Below are 13442 nucleotides of genomic sequence, written 5' to 3' on the forward strand. Positions count from 1 at the left end.
TTTAATCCCTATGTCGACCTGGTCACGTCCTGTGATATTGCTGCTTTGCGGCCTGTTATTAATGACAGTTTCTATTGCTGTGCTGAATACGTTGGTTCCACTCTGGCTGACGCATGATGCTCTTGCTACCTGGCAGGTGGGCGTAGTGAGTTCGTCATATTATACCGGCAATCTGCTCGGGACCTTAACGGCGGGCTGGTTGATCAAACATTATGGATTTAACCGTAGCTATTATCTGGCTACCGGTCTGTTTGCCGGGGCCACGCTGTGCATGATGATGATGTCGGGATTCTGGTCATGGACGCTGTTACGCTTTACGGCGGGCATCGGTTGCGCGTTAGTCTGGGTCGTGGTTGAAAGCGCTTTATTATGTAGCGGCACGGTACGCAACCGTGGACAACTGCTGGCTGCTTATATGATCGTGTATTACCTGGGCACGGTTGCCGGCCAACTGCTGGTAAGCAAGCTTTCGACTGCGTTGTTAAGTGTGATCCCCTGGGTAACCGCGACGGTGATTTGTGCCATTTTACCGCTCATCTTCACTCAGGTTGCCACCCACAGCGACCCAGCTGAAGCGCTGCCGGGTGGACGCATTTTACCTATGCTGCGTCGCCGCAGTTCTCGCCTTGGCATCAACGGTTGCATCATCTCAGGTATTGTTTTGGGTTCGCTGTATGGTTTGATGCCGCTGTATCTTTCCCACCAAGGCATGAGTGACGCGAACGTTGGCTACTGGATGGCGCTACTGGTCAGTGCAGGCATTGTCGGGCAGTGGCCGATTGGTCGTCTGGCCGATCGCTTTGGTCGCATGATGGTGCTGCGTGTGCAGGTATTTGTGGTGATCCTGGGCGCTATTGCGATGCTGACCAATGCCGCGATGGCACCCGCATTGTTTGTACTGGGGCTGGCCGGTTTTACGCTTTATCCCGTGGCGATGTCGTGGGCCTGTGAAACCGTTGCACACCACGAACTGGTGGCAATGAATCAGGCGTTGTTGCTGAGCTATACGCTGGGCAGCCTGGCCGGTCCAAGCATGACCGCGATGCTGATGCAGAGTTATTCTGACCGCGTGCTGTTTGTAATGATTGCGGCAGTGGCGCTGGTTTACCTGGTTATGCTGTTGCGTAAAGCCGATCACCATGCCACGCCCGTGGCGCATGCCTGACCGACTTCTCAGAGGGCTGCCCTGTGCTTCGTTGGCACATCGCAGCCCGAGGGTTGGGTGATTCGTTTCTGTGAGTGGGGTGAATTGAGCGGGGTGACTATTCCCGGCATCGTCATCAATACATCACTTCATGCCCGTAGCTGGCGAGAATGTTTTTTACCCGCTCCATTGTCTCTTTACTGGGCGGCTTCACCCCATCAAGTTTGTACTCTTCACCCATCGCAATCCATTTGTGTTTACCCAGTTCGTGATAAGGCAGCAGCTCTATCTTCTCAACGTTTTCCATATCCTGAGTAAAAGCGCCTAAGCGATGGACGGTGTCATCATCGTCAGAATAGCCGGGCACCACGACGAAACGGATCCACGTACGTTTCCCTTTTTTCTGTAAATAGCGGGCGAAATCAAGCGTGCGATGATTGGACACGCCGACCAGGATCTGGTGAACCTCATCATTCATCTGTTTGAGGTCCAGCATGACCAAATCCGTCGCGTTCAGTAATTCATCAATAACCGGATCGTAGCGGCGAACAAAGCCATTGGTATCAAGGCAGGTATGAATGCCTTCTGCTTTACAGGCGCGAAACCAGTCGCGCACAAACTCGGCCTGCAGAATCGCTTCGCCACCCGATGCGGTAACCCCGCCACCTGATGCATTCATAAAGTGACGATAGGACAGAACATCCGCCATCAGCGCCTCAACGGTGATTTCTTTACCGCCGTGCGTGTCCCAGGTATCACGATTATGACAGTAAAGGCAGCGCATCAGGCAGCCCTGGAAAAAGGTGATAAACCGAATACCGGGACCGTCTACGGTTCCGCATGATTCAAATGAGTGGATGCGACCAATGGCTGACATTGCGATGTATTCTCCAGGTAAGCCTGCGGAGCAGGTGGCACACTCTCTGGCGTGCTCTGAACAGGAAATCGATTCTGGTTGTTATCCGTATCTCAGACAACCACCAAAGCAGACTTTGAATAAGAGGCTCCATGAAGGAGCCTCAGATAAGCGTAGTGGCTAACGTACTTACAGGGACTGTGTAAAGGTACGGGTAATCACGTCCTGCTGTTGCTCTTTAGTGAGCGAGTTAAAGCGTACGGCGTAACCGGAGACGCGAATGGTCAACTGAGGATATTTTTCAGGGTTATCCATCGCATCCATTAACATTTCCCGATTCATGACGTTCACATTAAGATGCTGACCGCCTTCAATGCTGGTCTCATGATGGAAGTAACCGTCCATCAATCCTGCCAGATTGGTTTTACGCACGTTGTCATCTTTACCCAACGCGTTTGGAACGATAGAGAAGGTATAGGAAATACCATCTTTTGCGTAAGCAAACGGCAGTTTAGCGACCGAGGTCAGGGATGCCACCGCACCTTTCTGATCGCGACCGTGCATCGGGTTAGCGCCTGGACCAAAAGGCGCGCCTGCACGGCGACCGTCTGGCGTATTACCGGTTTTCTTACCGTAAACCACGTTAGAGGTAATGGTCAGCACTGACTGGGTCGGTACTGCGTGACGGTAGGTTTCGAGTTGCTGAATTTTTTTCATAAAGCGTTCAACAAGGTCGCAAGCCAGGTCGTCAACGCGTGGGTCGTTGTTACCGAACTGTGGATATTCACCTTCAATATCAAAATCAATGGCCAAACCGTCTTCGTCGCGTACCGGTTTCACCTTCGCGTATTTGATTGCAGACAGTGAGTCCGCAGCGACAGACAGGCCAGCAATACCACATGCCATGGTGCGATAAACATCACGGTCATGCAGTGCCATCAGCGACGCTTCATAGCTGTATTTATCATGCATGAAGTGGATGATGTTCAATGCAGTGACATACTGTTTTGCCAGCCAGTCCATGAAGTGATCCAGACGTGCCATCACGATGTCGAAATCAAGCACATCGTCGGTGATTTTGGCTTCTTTTGGACCCACCTGCATTTTCAGTTTTTCATCCACGCCGCCGTTGATTGCGTAGAGCAAGGTTTTCGCCAGGTTCGCGCGGGCACCAAAGAACTGCATTTGCTTGCCGACGATCATCGGGCTGACGCAGCAGGCAATCGCGTAGTCATCGTTGTCAAAGTCAGGGCGCATTAAGTCGTCATTTTCATACTGCAGTGACGAGGTATCGATAGACACTTTCGCCGCATACTTTTTGAAGTTAACCGGCAGGTTTTCAGACCACAAAATGGTCATATTAGGTTCGGGTGACGGCCCCATGGTGTACAGCGTGTTCAGGAAACGGAAGGTGGTTTTGCTCACCAGCGTACGACCATCAACACCCATACCGGCCAGCGACTCAGTAGCCCAAATAGGGTCACCAGAGAACAGTTCATCATACTCAGGCGTGCGCAGGAAGCGCACCATACGCAGTTTCATCACCAGATGGTCAATCAGTTCCTGAGCCTGCTCTTCATTCAGTTTGCCTGCTTTGAGATCGCGCTCGATGAACACATCCAGGAAGGTTGAAACACGACCAAACGACATGGCCGCGCCATTTTGCGATTTTACTGCGGCCAGATAGCCGTAATAGGTCCACTGAACCGCTTCCACGGCATTGGTGGCTGGGCCAGAGATATCGTGACCATATTTGGCTGCCATCTCTTTAATCTGTCCCAGCGCACGATGCTGATCAGCAATTTCTTCACGCAGACGAATAGTGGCTTCCAGGTTTACGCCATTTTCCAGATCGCTCTGCAGGGAAGTAAACTGAGCAAACTTATCGGCCATCAGATAGTCAATGCCGTATAACGCGATGCGACGGTAATCACCGATGATGCGCCCACGGCCGTAGGCATCTGGCAGGCCGGTTAATACACCCGATTTACGGCAGCGTAAAATGTCTGGGGTATAAACATCAAACACACCCTGATTATGGGTTTTACGATATTCAGTGAAGGTTTTTTTCAGCGCGGCATCAAGTTCACGACCGTAAACTTTGCATGAGCCTTCGACCATCTTGATACCGCCAAAGGGAATAATGGCGCGTTTTAATGGGGCTTCAGTTTGCAGGCCAACAATTTTTTCCAGCGATTTGTTGATGTAACCGGCATCGTGGGACGTAATGGTAGAAGCAAGATCGGTATCAAAATCTACGGGGGCGTGAGTGCGGTTTTCAACTTTAATGCCTTCCAGCACGCTTTCCCAGAGTTTGGTTGTGGCTTCGGTGGCACCTGTCAGAAAAGATTCATCGCCTTCATACGGCGTATAGTTTTTCTGGATGAAGTCGCGTACGTTGACGCTGTTCTGCCATTCGCCTTCAGTAAAACCTTGCCAGGCTGAGGCGAGTTTTGCGTTAAGTTCGGTCATATTATACCTGCCTTATTTAAGGAGACTTTTGCTCTCGGGTATATCGGGTTGTGATGCACCGTCGAGACAGGATTAGTGCGTTTCGTGCCCACCGCGTAAGTAAATTACCCAGTAGGTCAATCCAACTAACAGGCCGCCGCCGATGATGTTGCCGAGCGTGACCGGAATCAGATTGTCGAAAATAAAGTTTTTTACAGAGAGGGCCGGGAACTGGGCTGCGGTCGTGCCAGCGGCCTGCCAGAATTCAGGGCCAGAAAAATCACGAATAATGATGGCGAAAGGAATCAGAAACATATTTGCGATACTGTGTTCAAAACCACAGGCAACAAACATCGCCACCGGCAAAATCATAATCAGGCTTTTATCTGTTAAGGTGCGCCCTGAATAGCTCATCCAGACCGCCAGACAGACCATCAAATTTGCCAGGATGCCCAGACAAACGGCTTCGATAAACGTGTGATGCATTTTATGGTCGGCCGTTTGCAACACGTTTAAACCCCATGCGCCGTTGGCCACCATATGCTCACCGGAAAACCACATCAGTGTCACAAAAAACAGTGCACCGGCCAGGTTACCTAAATAAACGTTAATCCAGTTACGTGCCAGTTGCCCCCAGGTGATACGGCCACTCGCTTTAGCGACCACAATCAGCACGGTAGAGGTGAACAGATCGGCACCGCAGACCACGACAAGGATTAAGCCCAGTGAGAAACAGATACCGCCGATGAGTTTCGCCATACCGTAGGCCATTTCACCGCTGCCGGTGGTGGCCGTAATGTAAAACACAAAAGCGATAGAGATGAACATGCCCGCAGTAAACGCGAGAAAGGTCGTTGTCAGGGGATGCTTGGTTGCTTTATAAACGCCAGCGTCTTCAGCAACTTTCGCCATCGCGGCGGGTAATAACAGGTTAAAAGGATTGTCAGCTTTCACACTAACTCACTCCAAAAGTTGTCTGAAAAAATAATAACAAAGGCAACAGAGGTAGAAGTTGATTTAGATCATGTTCGGCCGGGCAATGGCGGAAAAATCTTGACAAAAAAGAATGTTTTTTTGAATAAATTATTGAAAATAAACAATTAAATTTATTTTAAATAATACAGATTTTGTTTAATTGACGAGGTGCTGCACCTGTCGATGTCACTTTGCTGTTAACAAAATATCTCTATTGTGTTGTTTTTATTCTGGATAATAAAAACGATGATCTATTAATAACTGAAATGCTTAATGGGTAAAAAAGAAAGGCACTAATGAGTATTAGTGCCTTTGCGTTTATCGCAAACTTAATCTGACAAAATGCCGCAAATAATTATGCGTTTTCCCAGTAGCGACGTTTAGCACGCTGCAGTTTCTCATAAGCCGCCAGTAGCGCCTGGTGGGCAGGGAAAGCGGTGAGATCGCTGTCCACCGGCTGGAGCCCGTTGAAGGCCGCTTCACCACTGATCGCCGCAGAGGCTGCTTCTACAGCCTCACTACCATACATGCGTACAAAGGCAGCATGATATTCCAGTGGATTACGCTCATCTTCCATGGCCAGAAGCAGCAAGGTTTGCAGGCAACGATAGTAATTTGCACGTGCTGGGCTGAAAACGGAGCCGTTAAACTCCATGGTCCATTCTGTCCAGATTAACGCTTGATCCAGGTCACCACCGGCCAGCGCCAGCATCGCTTTAAGCTCGCCGATGCGTAAGGTGTACCAGCCGTTATCTTTACCCGTTGCCAGACCCAGCAGCTCGCGGACGCGGGTGAAGTCATCAAAACCTTCTTCGTCCAGCTGAGAAATCAGATCGAGATACTCTTCCGGATTCCAGTTGCTTCCAGGCAGGGCAAGCAGCGTTTCACGTATGCCCGCGCCCATGCTGTTGTTAGCCAGCAGCAGGTCTTCAGCCGGATAAATATCTGACATGCCAGGCACGATAATGCGGCATGCATAAACACCTAAGTGCTCGTAGTCCGCGATATAGACTTCCTGACCTTCGGCCGCGAAAATCGCCATCAGCGTGCTGAATTCTTGCTCGGTAGTGCCATCAAATTTCCAGTCCACAAACGGATAATCAGCCGTCTCTTTGAACATATCCCAGGAAATCAGGCCGCTTGAATCAATAAAGTGTGTTTCCAGGTTAGCGTGTTCAGCCACTTCTTCATCATCAAAGGTAGGCGGCGTAAAGACGTCCAAATCCTTGAGGCTACGGCCCTGAAGCAGCTCAGTGACGGTACGCTCCAGCGCCACGCCAAAGTCCGGATGCGCGCCGAAAGAGGCAAAACAGGTACCGTTAGCAGGATTAAACAGCACGACGCAAATAACCGGGTACTTACCGCCTAATGACGCATCATAAGCAAAGATTGGGAAGCCTTCCGCCTCCAGGCGAGCAATGGCTTCCACCACGGCAGGATAGCGTGCCATCACCGACTCAGGAATGGTGGGAAGGCTGACAGACTCCGCAATAATACGGTTCTTAATGTAACGCTCAAAGACTTCAGATAATCCCTGAACCCGTGCCTCATTGGCCGTATTACCGGCTGACATGCCGTTCGATACGTACAGGTTGCCAATGATGTTCATCGGAATATAAACGGTTTGCTGATCGGACTGGCGCGTGAAAGGCAGGGCGCAAATACCGCGCTCGTGGTTACCCGACTGAAGATCGATCAAATCTGACGCAGCCACTTCATTTTCAGGATCGTAAAAGGCGCGCAGACGCGCATCCAGAATGCCTTCTGGCAGGCTGTCATCTTCAGGCAGGGGGAACCACTTTTCATTGGGGTAATGGACAAAATCGCCTTGAGCGATGCTGTTACCCAACCAGAAATCGGCAAAGAAGTAGTTGGTGGACAGACGTTCAAAATACTCACCCAGCGCCGAAGCCAGGGCGGCTTTCTTGCTGGCACCCTTGCCGTTGGTAAAGCAGAGTGGGCAGTCGCGGTCGCGGATATGCACAGACCAGACGTGTGGAACGGGATTAAGCCAGGAGGCTTCTTCTATATTAAAGCCCAGATCCTGCAGTTTGGTCTGGAAACGCGTAATGGAGTCTTCCAGGGCGGCATCTTTGCCCGGGATAAAAGTTTGCGTCATGGTGCCGCTCTCTCTGTAAAATAGGGTGCGTAAAGCGCGCAATGATACGTTTTTTGCTGCCTGTTCGCTATCAAGGCGCGGCAATTTTACCGGACGTTTTCTCATACCCTGGTTTATCTGCCAATGCCGAGACTGAACGAAAGGAACTCGCCTCACAATATTTCGTGTTGGATTGCATTGGTAATATAACCTTCGGTGCGATGTGCTGGAAAAATGTGACCGGTGTTAGATTTATGATTGCAGCCACCAGAATGCAGTGATAAAACCGAATCGTTATTCATAACCGTTTTATATGACAGTGGTGAGGGAAATGACGCAAATTTATAATTTTAGCTCTGGGCCAGCGATGCTGCCGAGCGAAGTGCTCCGCCGTGCAGAACAAGAACTGACAAACTGGCACGGCCTGGGAACTTCCGTAATGGAGATCAGTCACCGCAGTAAAGAATTTATTCAGGTGGCTGAGGAAGCAGAGGCGGACTTCCGCGATCTGCTAAAAATACCCTCTAATTACAAAGTTTTATTCTGCCATGGTGGCGCACGCGCGCAGTTTGCTGCGGTACCGGGTAACCTGCTGGGTAGCGCCACCAGTGCAGATTATGCCGACGGCGGCTACTGGGCGCACAGCGCTATTAAAGAAGCGGCTAAATATTGCTCGCCACGTACCCTGGATGTCAAAACCACCCTTGAGGGTAAGCGTGCCATTCTGCCGATGCGTGAGTGGGATGTCAGTGACACGGCCGCCTATTTGCACTTCTGTCCTAACGAAACCATCGACGGCGTTGCCATTGATGAAGAACCTGATTTTGGCAACAAAGTCGTCGTTGCCGATCTCTCCTCCACGATTTTATCCCGCACTATCGATATCAGTCGCTATGGCGTGATTTACGCGGGTGCGCAGAAAAATATTGGCCCGGCGGGGATTACCCTGGTCATTGTCCGGGACGATCTGTTAGGTAAAGCCCATAAGAGCGTGCCTTCTATCCTGGATTACAGCGTTCTGGCAGAAAATGATTCGATGTTCAATACACCGCCCACCTTCGCCTGGTACCTGAGTGGACTGGTGTTTAAGTGGCTGAAGCAGAAAGGTGGCGTGGCCGAAATTGAGAAGATTAATCAGGCAAAAGCGGGCTTGCTTTACGATCTGATCGACAAGAGTGATTTCTATCGTAACGATGTTGCGCTGCAAAACCGCTCGCGAATGAATATTCCTTTCCAGTTGGCGGATGCGTCACTCGACAGCCTGTTCCTGGACGAGTCATTAAAAGCCGGTTTGCACGCGTTAAAAGGCCACCGCGTTGTCGGCGGCATGCGGGCATCCATTTACAATGCCATGCCGCTGGAAGGCGTTAAAGCGCTGACAGACTTCATGGTTGATTTCGAACGTCGCCACGGCTGATTATTCCCCAGTCAGCGGGACTGCTGACACCCGACTCCGCCATCCGGCGGAGTTGTCGTTTTTTTGAGGATTGAGTTTCACATGCAAGATTCCCTGACCCTTCAGCCCATTGCTCGCGTTAATGGCACGGTTAATTTGCCCGGTTCCAAGAGTGTTTCAAACCGTGCGTTGCTGCTGGCCGCATTAGCGAAGGGTAAAACCCGACTCACTAACCTGCTGGACAGTGATGATGTTAAGCACATGCTTAATGCGCTCAAGGCTCTGGACGTGGATTTCACCCTTTCCCACGATCGTACCGTTTGCGAAGTGACAGGAAAGGGCGGCCCTCTTTTGGCTGCACAACCGGTTGAGCTTTTCCTGGGCAATGCTGGCACGGCCATGCGCCCGCTGGCAGCGGCGCTCTGCCTTGGGGCGCAGGATGTGGTGCTCACGGGCGAGCCGCGAATGAAAGAGCGGCCGATTGGGCATCTGGTCGATGCGTTACGTCAGGGGGGCGCCCAGATTGATTACCTTGAGAATACAGATTATCCGCCTGTTCGCCTGCGTGGTGGCTTTGTTGGCGGTGAAGTCACCGTAGACGGCAGCGTATCCAGTCAGTTTTTGACCGCGTTACTGATGATGGCCCCTTTAGCTGAAGAGAACACGCGAATCAGCATTAAAGGCGATCTGGTCTCTAAGCCTTATATCGATATTACGCTGCACCTGATGCGCTGCTTTGGCGTTGAGGTTGAAAATCAAAACTACCAGCACTTCCTGATTAAAGGAAAACAGCAGTATCAGTCACCGGGAGATTATCTGGTGGAAGGCGATGCATCTTCTGCCTCCTATTTTCTTGCGGCGGCAGCGATTAAAGGTGGCACCGTGCGCGTGACCGGTATTGGTCGTAACAGCGTACAGGGCGATATTCGCTTTGCTGATGTTCTGGAAAAAATGGGCGCATCCGTCGAGTGGGGTGATGATTACATCGCCTGTACAGCGGGCAAACTGCAGGCTGTCGATATGGATATGAATCACATTCCTGATGCGGCTATGACGATCGCGACTGCTGCACTGTTTGCTCAGGGCACCACCCAACTGCGTAACATCTATAACTGGCGGGTTAAAGAAACCGATCGCCTGACGGCTATGGCAACAGAATTGCGTAAAGTCGGGGCTGAAGTCGAAGAAGGGCACGATTATATCCGTATTACGCCCCCGGCTCAGCTGACGCATGCCGCGATCGGAACTTATAACGATCACCGTATGGCAATGTGTTTCTCGCTGGTGGCGTTATCAGAGACGCCCGTTACCATTCTGGATCCTGGCTGTACTGCAAAAACCTTCCCTGATTATTTCGAGCAACTGGCAAAAATCAGCCAGAATGCCTGATCTCCTCGCCCGGTGAGTATTTCGCCGGGCCTGTTTCTCATTCCCATTCAGCAGGCCAGAAAAGTCCTTTTTCTGGCGAAATTTCGCATCACCTTCCCTCTAAAGGGTAACGAAGCGTCGCAGGGCAGCGTATAATGCCCGACATTTGTGACGGCCAACTGGCCAAAATGCGCGCAGCAACAGGAGGGAATGATGACAGCAACTGCCCCGGTCATAACTATTGATGGGCCAAGTGGCGCGGGAAAGGGCACCCTGTGCAAAGCGATGGCGGAAGCCTTGCAGTGGCATTTACTGGATTCCGGCGCGATCTATCGTGTTTTGGCCTTAGCCGCATTACATCATCAGGTCGATATTGAGTCTGAAGAGGGACTGGTTCCCATTGCTGCTCACCTGGATGTGCGCTTTATCTCTCAGAACGGCGAGATGCAGGTCATTCTGGAAGGTGAAGAAGTCACCAGCGAAATTCGGACCCAGGAAGTCAGCAACACCGCCTCGCGCGTTGCCGCTTTTCCCCGCGTCCGTGAGGCTCTATTGCGCCGCCAGCGTGCTTTTCGCGAAGGCCCCGGCTTAATCGCCGATGGCCGTGATATGGGCACCGTTGTTTTTCCCGACGCCCCCGTCAAGATTTTCCTTGATGCCAGCCCGGAAGTGCGTGCAGAGCGACGTATGCTACAGTTGCAGGATAAGGGCTTTAATGTTAACTTTGATCGCCTTTTAGCCGAGATAAAAGAGCGCGATGATCGCGATCGCAACCGCGCTATAGCGCCATTGGTGCCTGCTGAAGACGCATTAGTGTTGGATTCAACACAGATGTCTATCGAGCAAGTTATTGATAAGGCGCTGAATTATGCCCGAAAGACGCTGGGCATCTGATATTTTGGCGTAAACGAATTTATTAACCCTGTGCCATGGACCCGGTGCAGGGCATGTGAAACAACCCCATCCGACATGAAGTCAGATGGACGTTAAATTGAAGAATCCTAAGATTATCAATATGACTGAATCTTTTGCTCAACTATTTGAAGAATCCCTGAAAGAAATCGAAACCCGCCCGGGTTCCATCGTTCGTGGCGTCGTTGTCTCTATCGACAAAGACGTTGTTCTGGTTGATGCGGGCCTGAAATCTGAATCTGCAATTCCTGCAGAGCAGTTCAAAAACGCAGCCGGCGAACTGGAAATCCAGGTTGGTGACGAAGTTGACGTTGCTCTGGACGCAGTGGAAGACGGCTTCGGTGAAACTCTGCTGTCCCGTGAGAAAGCTAAGCGTCATGAAGCTTGGATCACGCTGGAAAAAGCCTACGAAGAAGCTGAAACTGTTACCGGTATTATCAACGGCAAAGTCAAAGGTGGCTTCACAGTTGAGCTGAACGGTATCCGTGCGTTCCTGCCAGGTTCACTGGTTGATGTGCGTCCAGTGCGTGACACGCTGCACCTGGAAGGCAAAGAGCTTGAATTCAAAGTGATCAAGCTTGATCAGAAACGCAACAACGTCGTGGTTTCACGTCGTGCGGTTATCGAATCTGAGAACAGCGCAGAGCGCGATCAGCTGCTGGAAAACCTGCAGGAAGGCATGGAAGTTAAAGGTATCGTTAAGAACCTTACTGACTACGGTGCATTCGTTGATCTGGGCGGCGTTGATGGCCTGCTGCACATCACTGATATGGCCTGGAAGCGCGTTAAGCATCCAAGCGAAATCGTGAATGTTGGCGATGAAATCAACGTTAAAGTGCTGAAATTCGACCGCGAGCGTACCCGTGTATCACTGGGTCTGAAGCAACTGGGCGAAGATCCATGGGTGGCTATCGCTAAGCGTTATCCAGAAGGCACCAAGCTGACTGGTCGTGTAACCAACCTGACTGATTACGGCTGCTTCGTGGAAATCGAAGAAGGCGTTGAAGGTCTGGTACACGTTTCAGAAATGGACTGGACCAACAAAAACATCCATCCGTCTAAAGTTGTAAACGTAGGCGATGTGGTTGAAGTTATGGTTCTGGACATCGATGAAGAGCGTCGTCGTATCTCCCTGGGTCTGAAGCAGTGCAAATCTAACCCATGGCAGCAGTTCGCCGAGACCCACAACAAAGGCGATCGCGTTGAAGGTAAAATCAAGTCAATCACTGACTTCGGTATCTTCATCGGCCTGGACGGCGGCATCGACGGTCTGGTTCACCTGTCTGACATCTCCTGGAACGCGACTGGCGAAGAAGCCGTTCGTGAGTACAAAAAAGGCGACGAAATCGCTGCCGTTGTACTGCAGGTTGATGCAGAGCGCGAGCGTATCTCTCTGGGCGTGAAACAGCTGGCAGAAGATCCGTTCAACAACTACATCACTTTGAACAAGAAAGGTGCCATCGTCACCGGTAAAGTGACTGCAGTTGATGCTAAAGGTGCTACAGTTGAATTAGCAGACGGCGTTGAGGGTTACCTGCGCGCTTCTGAAGCTTCACTGGACCGCATCGAAGACGCTACGCTGGTTCTGAACGTAGGCGACGACGTTGAAGCTAAATTCACCGGCGTTGACCGTAAAAACCGCGTTGTTAGCCTGTCTGTTCGTGCGAAAGACCAGGCTGACGAGAAAGAAGCCATCAACACTGTTAACACCAAACAGGAAGAAGGCAACTTCTCTAGCGCTATGGCTGAAGCGTTCAAAGCGGCTAAAGGCGAGTAATCGACCTTGCACCGGGCGGATTTATTCGCCCGGTTTCGGTAAAAGCTGTCATACATTCCTGTAGGGATTAACCGGAGGTTACATGACCAAGTCAGAACTGATTGAAAGGCTGGCGGGACAGCACACTCATATACCGGCGAAAGTCGTTGAGGATGCAGTCAAAGAGATGCTTGAGCACATGGCCACTACGCTGGCACAGGGCGAACGCATTGAAATCCGGGGATTCGGCAGCTTTTCGTTGCATTATCGCGCTCCGCGCACTGGCCGTAACCCGAAAACGGGTGACAAAGTGGATCTGGAAGGTAAATACGTTCCCCACTTCAAGCCAGGTAAAGAGCTGCGTGATCGTGCCAACATTTACGGCTAAGCCGATACCGAACCGCCTAAACGACATCTCCGGATGTCGTTTTTTTTTGCCTGATTTTGACACTGAACCTGTCTTCCAGAAAAAAGCCGCACGACTGC

At 51.1% G+C, this 13442-nt stretch carries 10 protein-coding genes; 6 read left to right on the forward strand and 4 right to left on the reverse strand.

What is annotated here, in order from left to right; genetic code table 11:
- The first annotated feature begins 10 nt into the window (after nucleotides 1-10).
- A complete protein-coding gene (locus CMR03_RS18045; RefSeq protein WP_096012223.1) occupies nucleotides 11-1165 on the forward strand; it encodes an MFS transporter in 1155 nt (384 codons plus the stop codon).
- A gap of 115 nt (nucleotides 1166-1280) precedes the next feature.
- On the opposite strand, the gene pflA is transcribed toward CMR03_RS18045, so the two are convergent.
- From pflA to ycaO, 4 genes are all read right to left on the reverse strand, one after another.
- The gene (gene pflA, locus CMR03_RS18050; protein ID WP_096012224.1) at nucleotides 1281-2021 is read right to left on the reverse strand and encodes a pyruvate formate lyase 1-activating protein; all 741 of its coding nucleotides are present in this window, start codon (nucleotides 2019-2021) and stop codon (nucleotides 1281-1283) included.
- A gap of 168 nt (nucleotides 2022-2189) precedes the next feature.
- Nucleotides 2190-4472, reverse strand: a complete 2283-nt coding sequence (gene pflB / locus CMR03_RS18055; RefSeq protein WP_096012225.1) for a formate C-acetyltransferase — start codon at nucleotides 4470-4472, stop codon at nucleotides 2190-2192.
- A gap of 72 nt (nucleotides 4473-4544) precedes the next feature.
- Entirely contained in the window at nucleotides 4545-5405 is an 861-nt protein-coding gene (gene focA / locus CMR03_RS18060; protein WP_063878945.1) for a formate transporter FocA, read from the reverse strand.
- A gap of 376 nt (nucleotides 5406-5781) precedes the next feature.
- The gene (gene ycaO / locus CMR03_RS18065) at nucleotides 5782-7545 is read right to left on the reverse strand and encodes a 30S ribosomal protein S12 methylthiotransferase accessory factor YcaO (protein WP_096012526.1); all 1764 of its coding nucleotides are present in this window, start codon (nucleotides 7543-7545) and stop codon (nucleotides 5782-5784) included.
- Nucleotides 7546-7855: 310 nt separating this feature from the next.
- Here ycaO and serC point away from each other — a divergent pair, with 310 nt between their 5' ends.
- The 5 genes from serC to ihfB all read left to right on the forward strand — a co-directional run bounded on the left by serC (nucleotide 7856) and on the right by ihfB (nucleotide 13344).
- The gene (serC, locus tag CMR03_RS18070; protein WP_063878946.1) at nucleotides 7856-8941 is read left to right on the forward strand and encodes a 3-phosphoserine/phosphohydroxythreonine transaminase; all 1086 of its coding nucleotides are present in this window, start codon (nucleotides 7856-7858) and stop codon (nucleotides 8939-8941) included.
- A gap of 81 nt (nucleotides 8942-9022) precedes the next feature.
- Nucleotides 9023-10309: a 3-phosphoshikimate 1-carboxyvinyltransferase gene (gene aroA, locus CMR03_RS18075; protein WP_096012226.1), complete on the forward strand. Its 1287-nt coding sequence runs from the start codon at nucleotides 9023-9025 to the stop codon at nucleotides 10307-10309.
- 192 nt (nucleotides 10310-10501) lie between these two features.
- The gene (gene cmk / locus CMR03_RS18080) at nucleotides 10502-11182 is read left to right on the forward strand and encodes a (d)CMP kinase (RefSeq protein ID WP_063878948.1); all 681 of its coding nucleotides are present in this window, start codon (nucleotides 10502-10504) and stop codon (nucleotides 11180-11182) included.
- Between the two features lie 121 nt (nucleotides 11183-11303).
- Nucleotides 11304-12977, forward strand: a complete 1674-nt coding sequence (rpsA, locus tag CMR03_RS18085) for a 30S ribosomal protein S1 (protein ID WP_026021040.1) — start codon at nucleotides 11304-11306, stop codon at nucleotides 12975-12977.
- Nucleotides 12978-13059: 82 nt separating this feature from the next.
- The gene (gene ihfB / locus CMR03_RS18090) at nucleotides 13060-13344 is read left to right on the forward strand and encodes an integration host factor subunit beta (protein ID WP_003849360.1); all 285 of its coding nucleotides are present in this window, start codon (nucleotides 13060-13062) and stop codon (nucleotides 13342-13344) included.
- The last annotated feature ends 98 nt before the right edge of the window (nucleotides 13345-13442 follow it).

It is taken from the genome of Pantoea allii, from assembly GCF_002307475.1.
Classification (GTDB): Bacteria; Pseudomonadota; Gammaproteobacteria; order Enterobacterales; family Enterobacteriaceae; genus Pantoea; species Pantoea allii.